Annotated in this window: 23 protein-coding genes and 1 tRNA gene; 11 read left to right on the top strand and 13 right to left on the bottom strand. The window is 30.1% G+C overall.

The genetic code is table 11. The features are described from left to right. The first annotated feature begins 4 nt into the window (after positions 1 to 4). Both RSC72_RS04535 and RSC72_RS04530 read left to right on the top strand, forming a co-directional pair. Positions 5 to 1,606 carry a S8 family serine peptidase gene (locus RSC72_RS04535; RefSeq protein ID WP_332545829.1) on the top strand — a complete coding sequence of 534 codons (1,602 nt, stop codon included), beginning with the start codon at positions 5 to 7 and terminating at the stop codon, positions 1,604 to 1,606. 110 nt (positions 1,607 to 1,716) lie between these two features. Next, complete coding sequence (locus RSC72_RS04530) at positions 1,717 to 3,348, top strand: S8 family serine peptidase (RefSeq protein WP_332545831.1); 1,632 nt, start codon at positions 1,717 to 1,719, stop codon at positions 3,346 to 3,348. A gap of 53 nt (positions 3,349 to 3,401) precedes the next feature. Here RSC72_RS04530 and pepE read toward each other — a convergent pair whose 3' ends face one another. The 4 genes from pepE to RSC72_RS04510 all read right to left on the bottom strand — a co-directional run bounded on the left by pepE (position 3,402) and on the right by RSC72_RS04510 (position 6,853). Then, positions 3,402 to 4,121, bottom strand: a complete 720-nt coding sequence (pepE, locus tag RSC72_RS04525) for a dipeptidase PepE (protein ID WP_332545832.1) — start codon at positions 4,119 to 4,121, stop codon at positions 3,402 to 3,404. Positions 4,122 to 4,193: 72 nt separating this feature from the next. Continuing rightward, a complete protein-coding gene (locus RSC72_RS04520) occupies positions 4,194 to 5,513 on the bottom strand; it encodes an ABC transporter permease (RefSeq protein ID WP_332545833.1) in 1,320 nt (439 codons plus the stop codon). A gap of 11 nt (positions 5,514 to 5,524) precedes the next feature. Then, complete coding sequence (locus tag RSC72_RS04515; RefSeq protein WP_332545834.1) at positions 5,525 to 6,457, bottom strand: ABC transporter ATP-binding protein; 933 nt, start codon at positions 6,455 to 6,457, stop codon at positions 5,525 to 5,527. Between the two features lie 63 nt (positions 6,458 to 6,520). Then, entirely contained in the window at positions 6,521 to 6,853 is a 333-nt protein-coding gene (locus RSC72_RS04510) for an MGMT family protein (RefSeq protein WP_332545836.1), read from the bottom strand. Between the two features lie 41 nt (positions 6,854 to 6,894). Between RSC72_RS04510 and RSC72_RS04505 the strand changes: the two genes are divergently transcribed. Continuing rightward, positions 6,895 to 7,437: a hypothetical protein gene (locus tag RSC72_RS04505; protein ID WP_332545838.1), complete on the top strand. Its 543-nt coding sequence runs from the start codon at positions 6,895 to 6,897 to the stop codon at positions 7,435 to 7,437. Positions 7,438 to 7,494: 57 nt separating this feature from the next. On the opposite strand, the gene RSC72_RS04500 is transcribed toward RSC72_RS04505, so the two are convergent. Beyond that, entirely contained in the window at positions 7,495 to 7,686 is a 192-nt protein-coding gene (locus RSC72_RS04500) for a cold-shock protein (RefSeq protein ID WP_332545839.1), read from the bottom strand. Between the two features lie 122 nt (positions 7,687 to 7,808). Between RSC72_RS04500 and hemW the strand changes: the two genes are divergently transcribed. From hemW to RSC72_RS04480, 4 genes are all read left to right on the top strand, one after another. Continuing rightward, positions 7,809 to 8,957: a radical SAM family heme chaperone HemW gene (hemW, locus tag RSC72_RS04495; protein WP_332545840.1), complete on the top strand. Its 1,149-nt coding sequence runs from the start codon at positions 7,809 to 7,811 to the stop codon at positions 8,955 to 8,957. A gap of 17 nt (positions 8,958 to 8,974) precedes the next feature. Continuing rightward, positions 8,975 to 9,778, top strand: coding sequence for a glutamate racemase (gene murI, locus RSC72_RS04490; RefSeq protein WP_332545841.1), 804 nt, complete (start codon positions 8,975 to 8,977; stop codon positions 9,776 to 9,778). 75 nt (positions 9,779 to 9,853) lie between these two features. Further along, entirely contained in the window at positions 9,854 to 11,086 is a 1,233-nt protein-coding gene (gene rocD, locus RSC72_RS04485; RefSeq protein ID WP_332545843.1) for an ornithine--oxo-acid transaminase, read from the top strand. A gap of 78 nt (positions 11,087 to 11,164) precedes the next feature. Further along, complete coding sequence (locus tag RSC72_RS04480; RefSeq protein WP_332578422.1) at positions 11,165 to 13,225, top strand: M48 family metallopeptidase; 2,061 nt, start codon at positions 11,165 to 11,167, stop codon at positions 13,223 to 13,225. A 15-nt stretch (positions 13,226 to 13,240) separates the two neighbouring features. On the opposite strand, the gene pdxH is transcribed toward RSC72_RS04480, so the two are convergent. Then, positions 13,241 to 13,888, bottom strand: a complete 648-nt coding sequence (pdxH, locus tag RSC72_RS04475) for a pyridoxamine 5'-phosphate oxidase (RefSeq protein ID WP_332546921.1) — start codon at positions 13,886 to 13,888, stop codon at positions 13,241 to 13,243. A gap of 54 nt (positions 13,889 to 13,942) precedes the next feature. Between pdxH and RSC72_RS04470 the strand changes: the two genes are divergently transcribed. Then, entirely contained in the window at positions 13,943 to 14,494 is a 552-nt protein-coding gene (locus RSC72_RS04470; protein ID WP_332546919.1) for a YqgE/AlgH family protein, read from the top strand. Here RSC72_RS04470 and RSC72_RS04465 read toward each other — a convergent pair. Both RSC72_RS04465 and RSC72_RS04460 read right to left on the bottom strand, forming a co-directional pair. Then, positions 14,491 to 15,306 carry an aminotransferase class IV gene (locus tag RSC72_RS04465; protein ID WP_332546918.1) on the bottom strand — a complete coding sequence of 272 codons (816 nt, stop codon included), beginning with the start codon at positions 15,304 to 15,306 and terminating at the stop codon, positions 14,491 to 14,493. The genes RSC72_RS04470 and RSC72_RS04465 overlap by 4 nt on opposite strands. A 13-nt stretch (positions 15,307 to 15,319) precedes the next feature. Then, positions 15,320 to 15,703, bottom strand: coding sequence for an START-like domain-containing protein (locus tag RSC72_RS04460; protein ID WP_332546917.1), 384 nt, complete (start codon positions 15,701 to 15,703; stop codon positions 15,320 to 15,322). 114 nt (positions 15,704 to 15,817) lie between these two features. On the opposite strand from RSC72_RS04460, the gene RSC72_RS04455 reads away from it, so the two are divergent. Further along, positions 15,818 to 15,891: transfer RNA gene (locus RSC72_RS04455), tRNA-Met, on the top strand. 64 nt (positions 15,892 to 15,955) lie between these two features. Here RSC72_RS04455 and RSC72_RS04450 read toward each other — a convergent pair. Then, the gene (locus tag RSC72_RS04450; RefSeq protein WP_332546915.1) at positions 15,956 to 16,774 is read right to left on the bottom strand and encodes a DUF6515 family protein; all 819 of its coding nucleotides are present in this window, start codon (positions 16,772 to 16,774) and stop codon (positions 15,956 to 15,958) included. Positions 16,775 to 16,995: 221 nt separating this feature from the next. Here RSC72_RS04450 and RSC72_RS04445 point away from each other — a divergent pair, with 221 nt between their 5' ends. Next, positions 16,996 to 18,045: a nucleoid-associated protein gene (locus RSC72_RS04445; protein ID WP_332546913.1), complete on the top strand. Its 1,050-nt coding sequence runs from the start codon at positions 16,996 to 16,998 to the stop codon at positions 18,043 to 18,045. Positions 18,046 to 18,070: 25 nt separating this feature from the next. Here RSC72_RS04445 and RSC72_RS04440 read toward each other — a convergent pair whose 3' ends face one another. The 4 genes from RSC72_RS04440 to RSC72_RS04425 form a co-directional block, all read right to left on the bottom strand. Continuing rightward, a complete protein-coding gene (locus RSC72_RS04440; RefSeq protein WP_332566229.1) occupies positions 18,071 to 18,529 on the bottom strand; it encodes a GNAT family N-acetyltransferase in 459 nt (152 codons plus the stop codon). A gap of 63 nt (positions 18,530 to 18,592) precedes the next feature. Next, on the bottom strand, positions 18,593 to 19,105 hold the full coding sequence (locus RSC72_RS04435) for a hypothetical protein (protein ID WP_332544873.1): 513 nt from the start codon (positions 19,103 to 19,105) through the stop codon (positions 18,593 to 18,595). Beyond that, complete coding sequence (locus RSC72_RS04430) at positions 19,102 to 19,527, bottom strand: hypothetical protein (RefSeq protein WP_332544872.1); 426 nt, start codon at positions 19,525 to 19,527, stop codon at positions 19,102 to 19,104. Before RSC72_RS04430 ends, RSC72_RS04435 begins: the two co-directional genes overlap by 4 nt. Positions 19,528 to 19,535: 8 nt before the next feature. Next, positions 19,536 to 20,705, bottom strand: a complete 1,170-nt coding sequence (locus tag RSC72_RS04425) for a sigma-54-dependent transcriptional regulator (RefSeq protein ID WP_332544871.1) — start codon at positions 20,703 to 20,705, stop codon at positions 19,536 to 19,538. Positions 20,706 to 21,002: 297 nt separating this feature from the next. On the opposite strand from RSC72_RS04425, the gene RSC72_RS04420 reads away from it, so the two are divergent. Next, positions 21,003 to 21,494, top strand: a complete 492-nt coding sequence (locus RSC72_RS04420) for a DinB family protein (RefSeq protein ID WP_332544870.1) — start codon at positions 21,003 to 21,005, stop codon at positions 21,492 to 21,494. Positions 21,495 to 21,568 lie beyond the last annotated feature (74 nt).

Here is a 21,568-nt window from a genome sequence, read left to right as displayed (position 1 = left end):
CAACATGAGAAAATTATTGATTGCAGTAGGATTTGCCTTTACATTAGGATTTGCTCACGCACAAACGACAGAAGTACCAAAAGAAAAATGGTACCATGCAGGTATTGAACAAACAAGTATTTATGGTGTAAATACAGATCAAGCTTTACAATTTCTAAAAGAACACAAAAGAAAAGCTAACACAATTGTAGTTGGTGTTTTAGATAGTGGTGTTGAGAATTTCCACGAAGATTTGAAAGCAAATATGTGGAATAATCCAAAAGAAATTCCAGGAAACGGTATTGATGACGACAAAAATGGATACATTGATGATGTACATGGTTGGTCATTTTTGGGAACAGCAAAAGGTATCAATTATAATGATGATACAACAGAATTAACACGTGTTTACAAGCATTTAGCAGATAAATACGATACATATAACCAACAAGCAAACCACGATGCGATGATGAAAAATCCATCTGAATTTGTAGAGTTTCAAGCCATTCAAAAAGAATATTTAAGCGCTGTAGGTAAAGCTAAATATAACCAACAAGTTGCACAATCTAAACTAAATGCAGTAGAAGGTGGAATCAATAAAATGGTTTTAGAATTTGGAGATACTAAACTTTCTAAAGATATTTTAAAAAATTATCAACCAACAGATTCTCAAGTTTTAGAAGCAATGTGGATTTTTGGTGAATTAAAAGAAGAGCAATGGGTTGGAAAAACAATGAAAGAAGTTTCTAATACTTATTTAGGAGCTGCTCGTCGCGCTGCAAAAGGTGAAACTTTATCTTCTCATTTAAATTTAAATTTAGTTGATCGTAAAGATGTTGATAATCCAAACGATAAAACAGAACGTTTTTACGGAAACGGTGATTCTAACGGACCAGAATCTTCGCACGGAACACATGTTGCAGGAATTATTGGTGCTGTAAGAGGAAATAAAATTGGTACAGAAGGTACAGTTGGAGGAAATAATGTAAAAATCTTATCTGTTCGTACAGTTCCTAATGGAGATGAGCGCGATAAAGATGTTGCAAATGCAATTCGCTACGCTGTAGATAATGGTGCAAAAATATTGAACATGTCTTTCGGTAAAACATATTCTCCAGACAAACAAATCGTGTGGGATGCTTTCAAATATGCATCTGATAAAAATGTTTTGATTGTAAAAGCTGCGGGAAACAGTAACGAAGATATTGATATCCACATTCATTATCCTACTAATTTTAAAGACAATAATCCTGTTTCTAAATCTGTATTAACAGTTGGTGCTTCTACAAAAGATCCGAATGCACTAAAAGCTAGATTCTCTAACTTTGGTAAAAAATCTGTTGATGTTTTTGGACCTGGACAAGAAATTTATGCAACATATCCTGGTGTAGATCAATACCGTTTCTTAAACGGAACTTCTATGGCTTCACCTGCTGTAGCTGGTGTTGCGGCATTAGTTTGGTCACATTATCCAAAATTAACAGCAGAAGATATTCGTAATATTTTGATGGAAACAGTAAATAAAAATGATCAATTAAAAGATATTTCTGTTACTGGAGGTGTTGTAGATTCTTACAAAGCTGTACAAAAAGCGGAAGAAATTTACAAACAACGTAAATTAAAATAATTTTAACACAACATTATTAAAGGCTCCAAATTTTTGGAGCCTTTTTTGTATCTTTCCTATCCATAAAAATTTTAGTTCTACTAAAATTTAAATACTATTAAAAAACAATTATGAAGAAATTCTTATTAAGTATAGGAGTTGCAATGTTTATCGGTGTAGCTTCATTCGCACAAGAAACAACTACCCTACCATTACCAAAAGTTGATCAAAAATTTTGGCAACATGAATCTTTAGAAGAATCTGGTGTTTATGGTGTAAATACACAAAAAGCAATTCAATTTCTAGAATCAAAAAAACGTAAACCATCCGCACTAATTGTAGGTGTTTTAGATAGCGGTGTAGAAATTACTCATCCTGACTTGAAAGATAATATTTGGATCAATAAAAAAGAAGTTGCTGGTAACGGAAAAGATGACGATAAAAACGGTTACGTAGACGATGTCAACGGTTGGAATTTTATTGGAGGAAAAGATGGTAAAAATGTTTCGGGTGATACATTAGAGCTAACTCGTCTTTTTGTTAAATACAAAGATTTATTCGAAACAAGCAAAGATGCAACAACCAATAAAACTAAATTTGCATCCGAATATGCTGAATATCAAAAAATAAAAGATCAATACGAAAATAAATTAGCCGAAGCAAAACAAGGTGCTGCTCAATATGGTCAATTAAAAGAAATTTTTTCTGTTGCCTTTCCTGCAATAGAAAAAGAATGGGGAGATAGAGCTTTGATAGAAAGTAATTTGATGTCATTTCAACCAAAATCAAAAGAAGCACAACAAGGAATGATGCTTTTTGGAATGGTTCCGAAAGAAGAATGGGAAGGAAAATCGATGAAAGATTTCTTGAAAGAAAACCTCGACCAAGTTAATGAAGGTGATAAATATTACAAGGAGCAAGTTGAAATCAATTTGAATACCGAATTAGATCCTCGTCCTATTGTTGGTGATAATTACGCTGATAAAACAGAACGTTTTTATGGAAATAATGACGTTGATGGACCAGACGCTTTACATGGCACACACGTTTCGGGAATTATTGCGGCAAAAGCTGGAAATGGTATCGGAATGGATGGAATTGCGGGCAACGGTTACGTAAAAATTATGTCAGTTCGTACAGTTCCAAATGGTGACGAACGCGATAAAGATGTTGCAAATGCAATAAAGTATGCGGCTGATAATGGTGCAAAAATATTAAATATGTCTTTCGGAAAAGCGTATTCTCCAGATAAGCAAATCGTTTGGGATGCTTTCAAATATGCAGAGAAAAAAGGTTTATTGTTAATAAAAGCAGCAGGAAACGATAACGAAAACGTAGATACCGAAAATAATTTTCCTACAATTTTTAACGAAAAAGGAGACGCAATTGTAAACAATGTAATTACAGTTGGTGCAAATACAATGGATGTAAATGTATTAAAGTCTGGATTTTCTAATTTTGGTAAAAAATCTGTAGATGTTTTTGCTCCTGGTTCAGATATTTATTCAACTGTTCCTAAAAAAGACGGAGAATACAAAAATTTAGATGGAACATCAATGGCTTCACCAGTCGTTGCTGGAGTTGCAGCTTTAGTTTGGGCACATTATCCAAAATTATCTGCTTTAGATATCAAGAAAATATTGATGGAATCTGTAAATACAAATCCTCAATTAGCAGATATTTCTGTTACAGGTGGAGTTGTAGATGCATACAAAGCTGTACAGTTAGCAGAAAAAATGTATGTTACACGAAAATTAAAATAATCATTACCTATAATAATAGTAAAAGCCACTCAATTTCGGAGTGGCTTTTGTTTTTATAAATAAATTTCTTCTGAAATTATACCAGATTCTATTTCGATTGGTGTTTGATTTTGTTTAAAAATACGAGTAGATAAAGTTCCTTTCAGCTCCACCACTCCATTCTCTACACGTAACCAACTTCCTTCTCTTAGTCCTACAACAACCTGATGATTAAATTTATGAAACTCATTAATACGTGTTTCTCTTGTTTCACCTTTGTGTTTTGAATCTGGATCTGGATCCAAATAATGAGGATTAAGATTGAAAGGTAAAAACTGTAAAGCATCAAAACTTGGAGGATAAACTATCGGCATATCATTTGTTGTGCCTATTGTTAAACCTGTCAAATTACTTCCCGCACTAGTCCCAATATATGGTGTACCAGAATGAACAGTATTTCTTAATTCTTCTACCAAACCTTGCTCATACAATGTTTTAAGTAATAAAAAAGTATTTCCTCCTCCTATGAAAATTGCTTTTGCATGTTGAATTGCTTCTTTTCTATTTTCAAAAGTATGCAAGCCTTTTACAGAAATTCCGATAGGCTCTAAAGCATCTTTTACATTTTGTGTATAATCATCATACGAAACTCCAGAAGGACGCGCGTATGGTACAAATATTATTTCATCTGACTTTATGAATTCTTTAATTTCATCTTTAATATATTCTAAAAAACTATAACCGTAAATGGTACTCGTGCTAATTACCAATAGTCGATCGTTAGAGTTAATCATATTTTTTAAATTTTCATCAAATTTAGTTTTAAATCACAAAAAAACCGAATGAAATTTCATTCGGTTTATATTTTAATTTTTATAAGAAATCCACTTAATAATTTCCCTTACAGTTGGTTTTTTACCATAAATCAAAATTCCAATTCGATAGATTTTTCCTGCAATATATATCATAAATATTGTGCTAATCAATAAAATACTTAATGATAAAGCCAATTGCCACATCGGAACGTCAAACGGAATTCGGGTTATCATAGATATTGGAGATGTCAACGGAACCATCGACAACCAGAATGCTACAGGTCCATCAGGATTTTCGAAAGTTGTCATACTTCCATATAAACCAACCATCATTGGTACTAATGGAAAATAAGTAAATTGCTGTGTGTCAGTGTCATTATCAACAGCAGAACCAATTGCCGCAAAAATTGAGCTATAAAATAAATAACCCAAAATAAAATAAGCAATAAAAGCAAAAATGATTAATGGATAATTAAAAGACATTAAAACTTCGCTAACCTCTGTCATTTTTTGCATCATATCAGGATTTGCTTCCGCAACTTGTGCTTGATTCATCATTTGTTGTGTCATATCCATTCGCGATGCTGCAATAGCTGGAAAAGCCAATAAAAGAACCAATGTCATACCAATCCAGATTCCGAATTGTGTTAACGCAACCATTGTTGTTCCAACAATTTTTCCCATCATCAATTCAAACGGTTTTACAGAAGATATGATAATTTCGACAACACGATTATTTTTTTCCTCGACAATAGAACGCATTACTTTTACACCATAAATCATCACAAACATAAAAATAATATAGGTCAAAAACATTGATAAACCAATCTTCAACTCCATTCCTTTATCTTCTTTTCCGTCCGAAACATTGAAAACATTAAGATTTACATTTGCTTTAGAATTATTGAGTGCAGCACTATCTATTCCAAATTTTACTTGTTTATCTTTTTCTATTTTAGAACTAATTACGCGAGATAACTTCTCACGATCCATAATTCCTAAATTTCCATTGGTAATTAGTTGCGTATTTTTTTCGATATTATCATAGTTTCCATCTGTATTTTTAGGAATATGTAAAATCGCATTCAGATATTTACTATCCTTCAAAGTATCTTTTATTCCTTTCAATTCTTCTGGTGTGTAAATACTAAACATCATTTGTTTAGACGATTTGAAAGAAGTTACAAACTCTGCACTTTCATCTACAATCGCAATATTTTTAACCTCCGAATTATTTGCAGAACTTAATAAAAATATAACAGCTCCTGCTCCAACAATCAAAAGTGGAGAAAGAAAAGTCATGATAATAAATGCTTTATTTTTTACTTGAGAAAAGAATTCTCTTTGTGCTATTAAAAATATATTTTTCATTCGGAATTGGCTTAAATATTAGATGATGAACTTTGTTTTACCGCTTCTAGAAAAACATCATTCATTGATGGAATAATTTCTTTAAATTGATGAACTTGTCCTAAATTCATTAATTTCATTAAAATTTCATTCGTCGGAATAGTTTTGTTGTATAACAAATTAAATTCAGTTCGTTGATTCAGCTCTCTTACATCTGAAATATCAAACTCGTTGGCTAAATTTTGTAAATTATCAGGTGAAACATTTCCTAATTCTATAGAAAATTTTCCTGTTTTAAATTGATTACGAACATCTTCTATCGTTCCATCTAACACTTTATTTGCTTGATTAATTAAAGCAACATGGTCACACATTTCTTCTACAGATTCCATACGATGTGTCGAAAAAATAATGGTTGTTCCTTTGTCACGAAGTTCTAAAATTTCATTGGCAATAATTTGAGCATTTACAGGATCAAAACCACTAAATGGCTCATCAAAAATTAACAAAGATGGATTGTGAATTACCGTAATAACAAATTGAACTTTTTGTCCCATTCCTTTAGAAAGTTCACTCAATTTTTTATTCCACCAAGACATCATATCCAATTTCTCAAACCAATATTCGGTTCTCTTTCTAGCCTCAGCAGAAGAAAGTCCTTTCAGTCTTGCAAAATAAAGCGCTTGTTCGCCAACTTTCATGTTTTTGTACAAACCTCTTTCTTCTGGCATATAACCTACTTGCCCTATTGTTTTATTTGTTAATGGTTCTCCATTCAATAAAATTGTACCACTATCTGGTGCAGTAATTTGATTAACAATTCTAATAAAAGTTGTTTTTCCAGCACCATTTGGACCTAAAAGCCCATAAATAGACCCTTTTGGAATATTGATACTAAAATTATTAAGTGCAACTTTATCTTTATATTTTCTTGTTAAACCTTCGGCTTGCAATAAAAAATCCATTTATCTTTTCAATTTAATATGTAAAGTTAGTAAGAACAAAGTTAAAAATGTTACAAATAAAGATCAGTTTCTTTCAGAAGGATTCCAAAGATAATTTTTAAAATCAACAACTTTATCGTTCTCAATTTCAATTCCTTCATTTTCTAATAATTTTTGCATCAAAGTGGATGGATTAAAATGGTGTTTACCAGTAAGTAATCCATTTCGATTGACAACTCGATGAGCTGGTATATCTTCTATATGATGTGAATTATTTAGCGCATAGCCTACAACTCGAGCAGAAAATTTTTCTCCAATTTTTTGAGCAATCAAACCATAGGTACAAACTTTTCCTTCTGGAATTTGACGTACTATCTCAAATATTTTTTCGTAGGTATCAGAAATGATTTTCGTCATATTAAAACATTTGTTGTAAATTTAAGAAAACCATAAGTATTATGAGCCAAAAAGTGCCAATTAAATCTCTACTAAGCCGACCTCGTTTCAAAGTTTTCACGCAATTATCAAAGCAAGAATTTATTGATTTAATCAAAAAGCATCTCGAAAAAAATTCAGTAGAATATGGTGGTTACGCCAATAATGAGATTGCGATGGTACGTGTACGAAAAGATAAAGACAAATATTGGCATCCACAATTACAAATTCGTATAGAAGAAGATGAAGATCATTTAGATTATTTAGTTGTTCGTGGAATTATTGGTCCAAAACCTAATGTTTGGACTTTTTTCGCGTTTTTATATGGTTTAAGTGGTGCAGTTTTTATAACACTTGGCTCCTATGCCCTTTCAGAATACATTGTACAAGGTACTAGTGTTTGGGTTTGGGCTATTCCAGTTGCTTTATTGATTGCTTTAGGAACTTATGCAGCAAGTTTATATGGTCATTATATTGCCAAATTCCAATTAGGAAGATTGTTTCATTTTGTAAATGATTTACTAAATGATGCAGAATTTTATGAATCAAAAGATGAGTTAAATTAAAATAAAAAAGCGACCAATATTGGTCGCTTTTACAAGAAATATGTTGAGATAATATTCTTAAATTACTTTAACATTAATGGCATTGATACCTTTTTTTCCTTGTTCTAGATCAAATGATACTTTATCATTTTGTTCTACTTTGTCTGCTAAACCAGAAACGTGTACAAAGTACTCTTTTCCTGTTTCGTCATCCTTAATAAATCCGTATCCTTTTTCGTCATTAAAGAATTTTACAGTTCCTTTATTCATAGTATTATATTTTCGTGATAAAGATATAAGTTTAATTTTAATAATCATTATGAATTAAAAAAAATATTAAAAAAAAATAAAACTGTCATATTATTCCGTTTCAGATTTTTAAAAACCTAATTTTGCAATTAAATATAATAACCTTGGCAGGAATCTACATTCACATCCCATATTGTAAGCAAAAATGCAGTTATTGTGACTTTCATTTTTCTACAAATCTTCAGTCAAAATCTTTGTTAATAAAAGCAATTAATAAAGAATTAGAATTAAGAAAAAATGAAATCAATCAACCCTTAGAAACAATTTATTTTGGTGGTGGAACACCTTCTATCCTATCTGAAAATGAATTAGAAAGTATTTTCGAAACTATTTATAAAAATTATTCTACTTCATCGATTAAGGAAATTACATTAGAGGCAAATCCAGATGATTTAACAAAAGAAAAATTAGCATTCTTAAAATCGACGCCAATCAATCGTTTTTCAATTGGTGTTCAATCTTTTTTTGAAGAAGATTTACGCTTAATGAATCGCGCACATAATGCACAAGAAGCAGAAAAATCTATAAAACTTACACAAGATTTTGGTTTTGAAAACATTACTATTGATTTGATTTATGGTTCTACAACAACTACAGACGAAATGTGGCGTAAAAATCTGCAAAAAGCAATAGAATTAGACGTTCCTCATATTTCTTCTTATGCGTTGACTGTAGAAGAAAAAACGGTTTTGGATCATCAAATCAAAAAAGGAGAAACTAAACCAATAGATGATAATCGTCAAAATGATCAATTTCAAATTTTAGTTGATACTTTGACTACAAACGATTTTATACAGTACGAAATTTCTAATTTTGGAAAAGAAAATTACTTTTCTCATCACAATTCAAACTACTGGAAAGGTGTGCCTTATATCGGAATTGGACCTTCTGCACATTCCTATAACAGAAAACAGCGCGCTTGGAATATTGCAAATAATGCGAAATATATGCAATCTATCAATCAAAATATTCTTCCAGATGAAATAGAAATTCTGAATGAATCTGATCAATTTAATGAAATGATTATGATAGGATTAAGAACAATTTATGGAATTGATTTAAATCGAATTAATTCAGAATTTTCTCAACAATTAATTGATTCTTTTTATCAAGAAATCAATCAATTATTGGAAGAAAATCTTATTGAAAAACAAGGAAATAAGATTATTTTGAAACCAGAAGCAAAATTTTTCGCAGATGGAATTGCTTCAAGACTGTTTTACGTCGATTAATTTGTTAAATTTGCTTTATGAATGATAACAGACCAATTGGTGTTTTCGACTCTGGTGTTGGTGGTTTGACGTTTGCAAAAGAAATAAAACGTCTTTTGCCACACGAAAGTATGATTTACTTTGGCGATACGCAACATTTACCTTACGGTGAAAAATCTAGAGAAGCGATAACACGTTTTTCAGTTGATATTACAAATTTTTTAAAAGAAAATAATTGCAAAGCAATTCTAGTTGCCTGTAATTCTGCAACTTCTAATTCGATTGATGCGATAAAAGAAGCGGCTGGAAAAGAAATTCCTGTAATTGATGTAATTTCTCCAGTTGCAGAAAAAATTGCATTTGAATTGAGGGAAAAAATTGGCGTTATTGCAACCAAAGCGACCATAAATTCTGGTGCATATAAAAAATCTATTCGAAAATTTAACAAACATCTAAAAGTTGTCGAAATGGCAACACCTTTATTGGTTCCTGTTATAGAAGAAGGTTTTGCGAATACATCTATCTCTAAAGCAGTTTTAGAAACGTATTTAACCAACAAAAAATTAGAAGGAATAGACTCTGTTATATTAGGATGTACACATTATCCTTTACTCGAAAAAGAAATCAATCAAGTATTTGAAGGTAAAGTTGCTATTGTTAATTCACCTCTAATTGTTGTAAATCAAATTATTTATCAATTGGGAAGAGAAGGAAAATTAGCCTCAGAAGATAATATTCCACAGTACGATTTTTACTTATCCGATTATACAGATAATTTCTTGAAAGTTTCGAAAAAATTCTTCGGAAAAGATATTTCATTAACAGAAAAAAGATTAAATTGATAACATAAACCGACTTTATAATTGTCGGTTTTTTTGTGAATAAATTATACAAACAAGCAAAAAACAAATATTAAAATGGAAAAATCAGCAGAATTAATTGCATTAGAAGAGAAACATGGAGCACATAATTATCATCCACTTCCAGTTGTTTTAGAAAAAGGAGAAGGCGTTTATGTTTGGGATGTAGATGGGAAAAGATATTTTGACTTTTTATCAGCTTATTCGGCTGTTAACCAAGGGCATTGTCATCCTCGAATTATCAATAAACTAAAAGAACAAGCAGAAAAATTAACGTTAACTTCTCGTGCTTTTTATAATGCTGAATTAGGAGTTTACGAAAAATTTATGACAGAACTTTTCGGTTTCGATAAAATTTTACCAATGAATACGGGCGCGGAAGCAGTAGAAACTGCTTTGAAGATTGCACGTAAATGGGGTTACGAAAAGAAAGGAATTCCTGCCGGAGAAGCTATTTTAGTTGTTTGTAAAGATAATTTCCATGGTCGTACAACAACCATTATTTCTTTCTCTAATGACGAAGATGCGCGTAAAAATTTCAATCCATATACAAGTGGATTTATTGCTGTAGAATACAACGATGCTGAAGCTTTGAAACAACTTTTTGAAGAAAAAGCAGACAAAATTTGTGGATTTTTAGTAGAACCAATTCAAGGAGAAGCTGGTGTTAATGTACCTTCTGAAGGATATTTAAAAGCTTGCGAAAAATTATGTAAACAATATAATGTTTTGTTTATTGCAGATGAAATTCAAACAGGAATTGCACGTACAGGAAAAATGTTAGCAATTGATCATGAAAATATTGAAGCTGATGTTTTAATTTTAGGAAAAGCTGTTTCTGGAGGTGTTTATCCTGTTTCGGCAGTTTTAGCAAACGATGAAATAATGAATGTTATACAACCTGGTCAACACGGTTCTACTTACGGTGGAAATCCTTTGGCTGCGGCTGTTGCAATGGAAGCAATGAAAGTTGTTTTAGATGAAAAATTAGCAGATAATGCAGAAAAATTAGGTCAACTATTTCGTTCAGAAATTAATAAATTGATTCAAGATTTTTCTTTATTCAAATCTGTTCGTGGAAAAGGATTGTTAAATGCAATTTTAATCAACGATACACCAGATTCTGAAACTGCTTGGAATTTCTGTGTAAAAATGATGGAAAACGGATTATTAGCAAAACCAACTCACGGAAATATTATTCGTTTCGCTCCACCATTGGTTATGAACGAAGAACAATTACACGAATGTATCGCTGTTATTCGTAAAACTGCAGAAGAATTTAATAAATAATACACAATAGACTTTAAATAGAAAAACCTGATGAAATTTCATCAGGTTTTTTTTATTTTTGACGAATTAATTAATACTATGAATAAAACATTTACAATTTCTGAAAATTACAAGAAAGCACAAAAGAAATCTATTTTTTGGATTTTTATTTTTCTATTAACCCTTATTTTATCCGTATTAATAAGTCTTGCAATTTTTGTAGCTTGTGTAGTTGGAGGATTTACAATATTTTTTGCTAAACCAATGTTAGCAACAGGAGTTTTGGGTGCTGGACTTCTAGTTTTAGGTAGTTTAATTGTTTATTATAATTTCAAATTTATAGTTGGAATTTTTAAAAAATATGATAAAAATGGAGTTGAAATAGTTGAAGAAGATTATCCAGAATTATTTCAATTAATTAAAGAAACTGCTGATAATGTTGGCGTTAAATATCCTAAGAAAGTTTTTATTAATGGTCAAATTAATGCATCTGTAACCTACTCTAATCAAATACAAAGTTTAATCTTTCCTACAAGAAAAAACCTTACCATAGGATTAGGCTTATTGCATGCTGTTTCTAAGAATGAGTTAAAAGGAATCATAGCGCACGAATTCGGGCATTTTTCTCAGAAATCGATGATCATTGGAAGTCATGCCGGTAACGCTTCGAGAGTTATGTATGATATCATTTACAGTAATGACGCTGTTCGTAACGATGTTGACTCTATAAGCCAAATGAATGCATTCATCGGAATAATTTCTGGTGGTGCTATTTTTTACACAAAAATAATTGGAAAAGTATTAAGTGTCATTTACACACAATTGGATCACCATAACATGGCTTTGAGTAGAGAAATGGAATTTCATGCTGATCAAATTGCAACAAATATTGTTGGAATTGAGACAATGAGCATGCCATTATTACGTATAGATTTATATGATTTTGCTTATAATGAAATGTTACAATTCTATTTTCGTCAATCAGATGAGCGTATTTTTTCAGATAATGTATTCCAAAATGTTAATCAATTAGTAAAATTCTATAGTAATAAACATCAATTAAAAATAGAAAATGGTCTTGAAGTTGTAGAATTATATCAATTCGGAAATAACTTTTCACGTATTCAATTAGAGGATTTAGGCGCCTCTCATCCTAATATTGAAGATCGTTTACATAATATTGAATCGACTAATGTTCATTCTGAAAAAGATACAACAGAGAAAGCTATTACGTTAATTAAAAATTATAACGAGTTAGAAGAAAATTTCTCATTTGACTTCTTCTTTAATCAAAATTTATACAGAACAAATAAAATTGATCAAGACAAGTTCATAGCATTATATAAAGAAGATTTTGATAAACGCAATTATCCAGAAGTTTATAACGATTTCTTCAATAATTATGATTTCGAATTTAGTTCTATTCAAAATTTAGATTATTCTTTAGAAGTTGAAGATGCTTCAACGTTATTTTCTGATGAGAATATGAATATAATTAAACAAGTACAAGCTTGGAAAAATGACGCGTTGATTTTAGAAGAATTAGGTCAACAAAAAGACATCAAACAATTCAAATACAATGGAATTAGATATGATGTAAAAGGAAATACTTCAAAATTTATTGATGAAGTTAAAAATGATATTAGTGAAAAAGAATCAGAATTTTATAACATTGTCAATCAGATTATTTTATTTTTCAAACTAAATTTAGATGAAACTAAAACTGAATTATTACATAATTGTATCGAAATAGAAAGTAAACTTTCAAGCAATTTAGAGTTAGTAAACGAAATTAGAAAACATGTTCAATTTATCACTAAACCTTTACATGAAAAATTACGTCAAGAAGCATTAATCAAATTAAATCATCAATCAGATCAACTAAAAAAAGTTACAAAACAACTTCTTACATTTACTAATCTTAAAGATTATTGTATGAATGATGAATTAGAGCGAGCACAAAGTTTTGTACGCAATGATTTGTATTATTTCTTCAAAGAAGAAGGATATAATGAAAGTGCTTTTAATGATTTGTTTAATGCATTAGCATTTGTTCAAAATATTTCTTACTCGATGCAATTCGATAGCAAATATAAATTTCTAAAAGAATATGAAAGTTTATTAAAAGAAACTATACAAATAAAAGAAGCCTCTGTATAAGAGGCTTTTATTTTTTTAAGGCGCTAATCGTTCTTTTTTCCAATCAAAATCTTCTTGTAAAACATAACGAACTCTGTCGTGTAAACGACTTGGACGTCCTTGCCAAAATTCTATTTCTGTTGGGCGAATCAAAAAACCACCCCAATGTGCTGGGCGAGGAATTTCTTTGCCTTCGTATTGTTTTTCTAATTCTATTTCCTCTGCGGCTAAATCTTCATTTTCATCTATTACAGAGCTTTGGTCAGACAACCAAGCGCCTAATTGACTACTGCGTGGGCGAGTTTCAAAATACCCATCAGATGTATTGTCAGACGTTTTTTCTGCAACTCCTTTTATAATTATTTGACGTTCTAGAAATGGCCAGAAAAAAGAAATACAAACCTTAGGATTTGCTAATAAAGCTTCTCCTTTTTGACTGTTGTAATTGGTATAGAAAATAAAACCTTCGTCCGTATAACGTTTCAATAAAACAACACGTGTTCTTGGAAAACCATCGTTGCCAATAGTCGCTACCGACATTGCGTTCGCTTCGTCTACTCCATCAGATTCTTCTGCTTGTATAAACCAATCTCTAAATTGTTCGATCGGATTATCTCTCAACGAATCAAAATTCATCGCTTGTTTTTCGTAGACCTTTCTTTTATAACTTAAATCTTGTTTCATTAACTTTTTATTTCTATTTTTAAACAGTATGTATTATCCAACAAATGTTTTATAATGTCTATCAAAAGTATTAAAAAAGGAGCTATTTTAATTGCAAAACCTGCATTAACTAACGATATTTTTCAGCGAAGTGTCATTTTGATTACAGAACATGTCGAATCTGGAAGTATTGGTTTTATTTTAAACCGATCTTCTCATTTGCCGATTAGTATTTTTGTTTCTGAAATGGAGGCGAATTCTATTGTTTTTGAAGGTGGACCTGTGGATACAGAAAATATTTATTATATACACAAACGTCCAGATTTGATTAGAAATAGTGAATGGATTTCAGGTGACGTTTATTGGTCTGGTGTTTACGAAGATGTTCGCGATGCGATAAATAATGAGATGATAAAAGATGATGAAATCAAGTTTTTTATTGGATATTGTGGTTGGTCGCCGAAACAAATTGTCAACGAATTAGACGAAAATTCTTGGGAAATTACAGATTTAGATTTTGACCTTTTCGAGAATTGGAATTCTGATTTGTGGAAAAAATTAATGAAAGAGCTTGGAGGTGAAAACTTAATTTGGCTAAACACCCCCGCTGATCCTTCTATGAATTAATCAATTAGATAATTGAAAATTGATTTTGTTTTAGTTGAAGTGTATATTTTCTTTCGATTTTGTGTAATTGGTAAAATTCCAACTCCGTCAATCAAAATAAAAACTTCTTCAGCTTTCTGAATTTCAAATGGAAAAATATCTGCTTCTTCCACTGTAAATTCTTCAGCTTTGTTTATTTTTTTGATAAAATTAGTTCGTAATACGCTTGTAATTACGCCTTCTTCTTTTTTTGGCGTTCTGATTGTTTGATCATTTATCACGAAAATATTTCCTTTTAAAGATCTTGCCATTCTTTTATTTGCATTCAACAAGATAATATCAGCGTAATCATTCTCTAATCGATATATTTCTGCGATATTTTCTTCTGGACGATATTTGTTTACTAACGAATAAAAAGCTGTATTTACAGTAAAATCTTTGTAAACATCAATCTCGTTTTCATTCTCCAAAAACATCCAATCTTCGTCATTATTTTCAATAGAAACAATATAATTGATTGTCGCTTTTAAATAATCTTCTTCATCATTACGGAAAGTTAAAAACTCAACTTTTCCAGATTTTGTTTGATTTGCTTCTGCAAGAATATTTATTTGTTCTTGAAAAAATTCTGGTGTAAAATCTAACGGAATATTCATACGATAAATACGCATAGATGCCATCAAATTAAAATAATGATCTTCCCAATCTACAATTTCACCATTTACAAATCGTAAAACTTCTTTTACAGCGTCACCATTACGAAAAGCTCTGTTCTTTGTGCTTACAACTGCATTTGCTTGTTCGGTAATAACGCCACCTAAATTAATTTTCAAAATAATAGATTTTTTAAACTGATCCTAAGATTTTTTTAAGATCTTCAATTTGAGTTTCCCATAATTGTTTTGACTCCTCTACTTCATCTTCTTCTGCAAAATCTGTAATTACAATTGATACATCATTTGTTAAATCGTCTTCTACAATTGTTAATTCGAAGAAATATTTTGTGTCTTCATCATATTCCCATTGAAAACGAACATAGCTATCTTGCTTTGATTTCATCAAAAACGCAGATTCTTCGTGACCATCCCAAATAAAAGTATACTTTTCTCCACGAGAGTTTACATTGTCTGCAAACCATTCTGACAAACCAGAAGGATTTGATATATAGTTATATAACAATGATGGAGATGACTTAATTGAAAATTCTACTTGATATTTCTTTTTCGGCATAATTCTATTTTATTGAAGTCGCAAGATATAAAATGAATTGTATCTACCAAAGAAAATCAAAATAAGTTTTGTTATGATTATTGAAAAAAATTATCTTTGCAAAAATAAAACTTTGGCGAGGTAGCTCAGATGGTTAGAGCACAGGATTCATAACCCTGAGGTCGGCAGTTCGATTCTGCTCTTCGCTACAAAAAATCCCACAACAAGTAAACTTGTTGTGGGATTTTTATTAACCTAAAACTAAACTATATATTAACTTAAATAACCTACGACTTGATAAGCTCTTGTACCTCTATTATAAATTTTTTGGTACAATGTTCCTCCAAATTCATATAAATTTTCTCCATCATAATTCACTCTTTCATAACCAGCAGGCAATGCGTATACAATTGCTCCAATTGGTGCTTCGATTACTTCAAAGTAATTTCTATTTGACTGATAATAAACACCTTCATAAAAATAATATGGGTTTCTATTTCCTGTATTTATTGTTACAAAACCTACAGGTAAAATATTAATTCTGAAACCTATACTAGGCATATAACGCACATATCCATTATTGTAAGGTCTGTAATACATCCCATTATTCCCGTAGAAATTATAATTATTGTATGAATATTTATTGTAACGATTCACATCAAAATTAGATACTGGACGATAATTTCTGTTATAAGAGCTATTGCTCATACGAATTGGATTATTGTGATAATCACGGTCCGATCTTCTATTATCATTATTCTTATTTCCGTTATTCCAATCTCTATTGCTTGTTGGTCTACTACCTACTACAGCGGTATTATCTCTCGAAATACGATCATTATTCGTACTAGGTCGTGTTGTTCTATTTACATCACTTCTATTTGTATCTCTCGAAATTCTATCTGTTCTGTTATTATCAACTCTATTATCGTTTCTTGAAACTTCTGATCGTCCATTATTTGTTTGTACTCTAGTTGTTTCGCGCGAATTCCCTTCGCTTCCTCTCCTATTTCCTCTCTCTTGTGCATTTACTCCCACAGCCATCATTGCTGTAAACGCAACTCCTAAAAGTGTAAATCTAATCTTTCTCATTTTCTATTCTTTTAAATAAATTAAGACATCTAACATATTACTATTTCCGTGCCACAAATCTTCAAATTATCGTTATTAATTCAAGTTTTAAGTAATAATAATTTTAATTCATTAATTATCAATAACTTATATTTACAATTTTGTTTGACAATTTTGTTAATATTTTTATTTCGGACATCAACTGATTTTTCATTATTTTTGCTTCATATAGTATACTAATAATGATTGACGTAAAAAATGCATATATCGCACATATAAGTTTGCAAAAAGTTGGACATAAAGTTCGAGAAGAAGCAAATATATTTGCCGATAAAACACTTGAATATGATGAAAGTAAAGAGGAACAATTGATTCCTTTTTTATTAAATCCGTTCAAAAAATCGCTAGAAATTAATCATTTTACTCATTATACCGAAAAATTAGAGTTTAATGTTTTGTACAATCAATGTGCACAAATGTTTGAAGAACAAGTAGATTTTATCGACTTTTCTCAAGAAGTACTTAGTCATTTGTACGAAAAATCATTACATCCTCAAATAAAAACAGGTGAAGTATTTGTTACTTTATTTGAAAACATGATGTTCGAGGGAATTTCTTGTCGTGGAATTGGTATTTATAAGTTAGAAAATAAAAAGAAATTTTTACGTTTTGATGAATCGAAAGGCTTAGATTATAATATCTGGAAAGGATATAAACTAGAAGGAATTGATAAAGCTTGTATGATTTTGGATGTTCATAAAGAAGAAGGTTTCCGTGTTTTTTCTATAGATGATAAAAACGTTGAATCTGAATATTGGAAGAAAAGCTTTTTAGAAATTGATTTGATAAAAGACAACAATTACCATACAAAAAAGTACATGGAATTGATTACAGATTTTTCAAACGATTTTCTTTTGGATAAAACAGATAAAAAACAACAAGCAGAGTTTATATCTAATTCTATTAACGTATTAAATTCGAATGAATTTGTTACAAATGAAATAATTGAAGATCAAGTCTTAAAACCATTTGAACTAATTGATCAGTTTAAGGATTATAAAAAAGATTATAGTGAAAATAATCGCGTAGAATTTGTTGAATCTTTTGAAGTTTCTGTTCCTACTTTGATGAAAGAAAGTAAGAAAATTAAGAGTGAAATAAAATTGGATACAAAAATTAATATTAAGTTAGATTTGACTAATCCTGACGCTGCCGAAGAATATTTGGAACGTGGCTTTGACGAAGAAAAGAAAATGTTTTATTACAAAGTATTTTTTAATACAGAACAATAACAGGAAAGCCTCAATATTGAGGCTTTTATTTTTGTCTTAAAATACATTGATGATTTAGGATTTCAAAACCTTTATTAATCCAAAAATCATTTGCTAACTGATTTTTAGCCGTAAATTCTAATTCAATATAGGTTTCATCTTTCAAATATTCTAACGCTTTTTTCAAAAGCTTTGAAGCTAAATTCTGATTTCTAAATTTTGAATCAATATACAATGAATCAATCCTTCCTTTCGACTTTATTTCAAAATAATTTGGTCTAATTTGTCTTGAACAAATAATAAATCCAGCCAATTCATTTTCAATTTCTTCAACATAAACATGAACGTTTTGCTCAAAAATAATATCCGAAAAGAATCGTTCAATGTCATTTTGATGTGTAAAATCAATTTGATAAAGCACATTAAATTCTTGATGATGATTCAATAATTTAATCATTAAATCTTTCAATTCTGAAATATCATTTAATGTTGCTTCTCTAATCATAGTATTATTTAAAAATAGTAAAACCCACTTAAACAATTATTTAAATGAGTTTATATAAAGTTATTATTGATCTAATTTTATCTTTTGTTGACTTTGTTGTAATTGATAAAGTTCTATAATATCTTCTATCGGATAATTAAACCAATCGACTTGTTTTTTGATTTTAGAATTCTTGTCTAAATACAAATACGTTGTAAATTTCATCGCTGGAAATTTCATTCCATTATAAGAATATCCAGAAAATTCTCCGTTTGCAATAATCATCGTATCATTTGTGAATATTTCTTTTACATTCAACAATTTATTCCCATCATATTGCATTGTTTGATCATTCCAACGAATAATTTCATCTAACAAATATTGTGGTTTTAGCGTAGATTCTCCAGAATATTGAGCTACATTTTCATACACAACACTATCGTTATAATATGATAACATTTTACTGTAATCCTTTCTAGATGAATAATTTTCAAAAAATCGTTTACCTAATTCATCATTTTTAGACGTTGTAGAATCTGATTGACAACTTATCAAAAAAGTTAAAATTAATACACTTAAAACTTTTGCTATTTTCATTTTTCTGTTACTCTTTTTAAATAATTTTCGCCATTATCGTCTGCCAAACCATCTTCGTTCAGAATCATAATTTCCGAATTATCTGACCAACGTAAAAATTGAAAAGGAAGTTTATTTTTCTTTGTTTCGATTTCCATTAAAGAACCATCATCCTTTTTTACCCATTCACCTCCGTAAGTTTTTCCTTTGTATTCTACATAAAAATCATTGTCGGTAAGCTTCAAAACGACTTTATCACCAAAATATTTTCCTTCGAAAGTACCTTTATAAATTAACGTTTCGTTCGTAAAAACAGAATTTTTTTCTAATGACAAAACATCTTCATGTGATAATCCTTCCGAACCTTTATCTACAACAATATCTTTTTTACAAGAAAATGTAAAAAAGCATATAGAAAGGCTTATAAAGTAAATCGATTTCATTGGAAATCTTATTTTTTTACAAATTGCTCCACATCTTTGCGTGTAACAGGATTTTCGCCTAAAATTAACAAACGTTCTACAACATTTCTTAATTCTCTAATATTTCCTGTCCAGTCAATTTCTTTTAAAGATTCGTAAGCAGATTCATCAAAATCTTTTGGATTTGTTGCAACAGAAACAAAATATTCTACTAATGCAGGAATATCATCTTTACGATCATTAAGACCAGGAACATTGATGATAATTACTGCCAAACGATGGTATAAATCTTCGCGAAAACGACCTTCGCTAATCTCTTTACGTAAATCTTTGTTGGTTGCTGCAATAACACGCACATTAACATCAATCTCTTTCTCAGAACCAACTGGAGAAACTTTACCTTCTTGTAATGCACGCAAAACTTTTGCTTGCGCAGAAAGACTCATATCACCTATTTCATCTAAGAAAATTGTTCCATTATTGGCTAATTCAAATTTACCTTGTTTATCCTTAACCGCTCCTGTAAAAGAACCTTTTACGTGACCAAACAATTCACTTTCAATTAATTCTGCAGGAATCGCCGCACAGTTAACTTCTACTAAAGGCTTGTTGTTACGCTCGCTCTTTTCGTGTAAATGATGAGCTACCAACTCTTTACCAGTTCCGTTTGGACCAAGAATTAAAACACGAGCATCAGTTGCAGCAACTTTATCAATGATTTGCTTCACCTCCAAAATAGCAGGAGCTTCACCAATCATTTCATATTTTTTGGCAACTTTTTTCTTTAATGCTTTATTTTCTTTCTTCAATTCTTTGTTAGAAGACAATAAGGATTTTCGATCTAAAGCATTACGAACTGTCGTTAATAATTTATTTAAATCTGGTGGTTTCGATATAAAATCATACGCACCTTTTTTGATGGCATCTACCGCCAAATCAACATCGCCATGACCAGTAATCATCACCATTGTCAATTCAGGATTATATTGCATTGCCTCAGACAAAACTTCCATTCCATCTTTCAAAGGCATTTTTATATCACTAATGATTAGGTCGTATTCCTTTTCTTTTATTTTTTCTAGACCAACCGCACCGTTTTCAGCTTCATCTACATTCCATTTCGGATTTTCATCCATTAAAATGCTTTTCAGAACGTTACGAATCGCCTGTTCATCTTCTATTAATAAGATATTTGACATCTTTATGATCTTTATTTTAAAAAATTAAATAGATTCAAAGATAATCGAAATTATTCTTTTACGACTATTATAAAAGTAACATATTAGGAAGTTTTTATTTTTTTAGCATTTTCTAAACCTTATTCTTTTATTGAAACCTCTCGCATTTCTATTTTTCTTATTTTACCTGAAACTGTCATTGGAAATTCGGTTACAAATTTTCAATATTTTGGACGTTTTAAATGAACTATAATTTTAACAACTACTTAAAATAATCATTCTTGAAATATTTATTAAATTGTAAAAAAAATAAAAACTATGAGCGCTATAAACCACGATAACTATATTTCAATTTATGATGGAATTGAAGTTGAAGATGCTTTGTTTAATAGAATTTCTGATATTAAGAAAACTTTGACGATTGTTACAGAATTAGATAAATGGAATTATCGTTACGCAGACGAAAAATGGACGATAAAAGAAGTTATACAACATTGTATTGATTGTGAAAGAATTTTCTCTTACAGAGCGCAACATATTGCACGAGAAGATAAGCAATCGCTCAATTTTTTTGATGAAAATGAATATGCAAAAACATCAAATGCAAACAATAGAAAACCTAAAGAGTTGATAAAAGAATGGACAAATTTAATGAAAGCTACTTATTATCAATTTTTAGCGTTTGATGATGAAGTTCTTAATCGAGTTGGAAACATTGGTGATAAAGAATTTTCTGTCGAAAAAATAGGATACGTAATGGCTGGTCATTCTATTCATCATATTAATATTATTAATCAGAGATATTTATAAATAATTATTAAAGCACTTCAAACCGAAGTGCTTTTTTGTTTATTCTATAATCATATTTTACCTTCTGCAACTAC

It is taken from the genome of Algoriella sp. (genome assembly GCF_036647415.1).
In the GTDB taxonomy this organism is placed as follows: Bacteria; Bacteroidota; Bacteroidia; order Flavobacteriales; family Weeksellaceae; genus Empedobacter.
The sequence above is the reverse complement of the archived record's forward strand: the minus strand, read 5'-3'. Positions and strand labels throughout refer to the sequence as shown.

Excerpts from the sequence above, each read along its gene's own strand:
- RSC72_RS04515 (WP_332545834.1), bottom strand. The coding sequence starts at position 6,457 with ATGGATTTTTTATTGCAAGCCGAAGGTTTAACAAGAAAATATAAAGAT.
- pepE (WP_332545832.1), bottom strand. The coding sequence starts at position 4,121 with ATGATTAACTCTAACGATCGACTATTGGTAATTAGCACGAGTACCATT.
- RSC72_RS04430 (WP_332544872.1), bottom strand. The coding sequence starts at position 19,527 with ATGAAATCGATTTACTTTATAAGCCTTTCTATATGCTTTTTTACATTT.
- RSC72_RS04505 (WP_332545838.1), top strand. The coding sequence starts at position 6,895 with ATGAGCCAAAAAGTGCCAATTAAATCTCTACTAAGCCGACCTCGTTTC.
- rocD (WP_332545843.1), top strand. The coding sequence starts at position 9,854 with ATGGAAAAATCAGCAGAATTAATTGCATTAGAAGAGAAACATGGAGCA.
- RSC72_RS04520 (WP_332545833.1), bottom strand. The coding sequence starts at position 5,513 with ATGAAAAATATATTTTTAATAGCACAAAGAGAATTCTTTTCTCAAGTA.
- RSC72_RS04435 (WP_332544873.1), bottom strand. The coding sequence starts at position 19,105 with ATGAAAATAGCAAAAGTTTTAAGTGTATTAATTTTAACTTTTTTGATA.
- RSC72_RS04425 (WP_332544871.1), bottom strand. The coding sequence starts at position 20,705 with ATGTCAAATATCTTATTAATAGAAGATGAACAGGCGATTCGTAACGTT.
- RSC72_RS04460 (WP_332546917.1), bottom strand. The coding sequence starts at position 15,703 with ATGCCGAAAAAGAAATATCAAGTAGAATTTTCAATTAAGTCATCTCCA.
- RSC72_RS04500 (WP_332545839.1), bottom strand. The coding sequence starts at position 7,686 with ATGAATAAAGGAACTGTAAAATTCTTTAATGACGAAAAAGGATACGGA.
- RSC72_RS04450 (WP_332546915.1), bottom strand. The coding sequence starts at position 16,774 with ATGAGAAAGATTAGATTTACACTTTTAGGAGTTGCGTTTACAGCAATG.
- RSC72_RS04535 (WP_332545829.1), top strand. The coding sequence starts at position 5 with ATGAGAAAATTATTGATTGCAGTAGGATTTGCCTTTACATTAGGATTT.
- RSC72_RS04470 (WP_332546919.1), top strand. The coding sequence starts at position 13,943 with ATGTCTATCAAAAGTATTAAAAAAGGAGCTATTTTAATTGCAAAACCT.
- RSC72_RS04420 (WP_332544870.1), top strand. The coding sequence starts at position 21,003 with ATGAGCGCTATAAACCACGATAACTATATTTCAATTTATGATGGAATT.
- RSC72_RS04480 (WP_332578422.1), top strand. The coding sequence starts at position 11,165 with ATGAATAAAACATTTACAATTTCTGAAAATTACAAGAAAGCACAAAAG.
- pdxH (WP_332546921.1), bottom strand. The coding sequence starts at position 13,888 with ATGAAACAAGATTTAAGTTATAAAAGAAAGGTCTACGAAAAACAAGCG.
- RSC72_RS04530 (WP_332545831.1), top strand. The coding sequence starts at position 1,717 with ATGAAGAAATTCTTATTAAGTATAGGAGTTGCAATGTTTATCGGTGTA.
- RSC72_RS04510 (WP_332545836.1), bottom strand. The coding sequence starts at position 6,853 with ATGACGAAAATCATTTCTGATACCTACGAAAAAATATTTGAGATAGTA.
- RSC72_RS04445 (WP_332546913.1), top strand. The coding sequence starts at position 16,996 with ATGATTGACGTAAAAAATGCATATATCGCACATATAAGTTTGCAAAAA.
- murI (WP_332545841.1), top strand. The coding sequence starts at position 8,975 with ATGAATGATAACAGACCAATTGGTGTTTTCGACTCTGGTGTTGGTGGT.
- RSC72_RS04440 (WP_332566229.1), bottom strand. The coding sequence starts at position 18,529 with ATGATTAGAGAAGCAACATTAAATGATATTTCAGAATTGAAAGATTTA.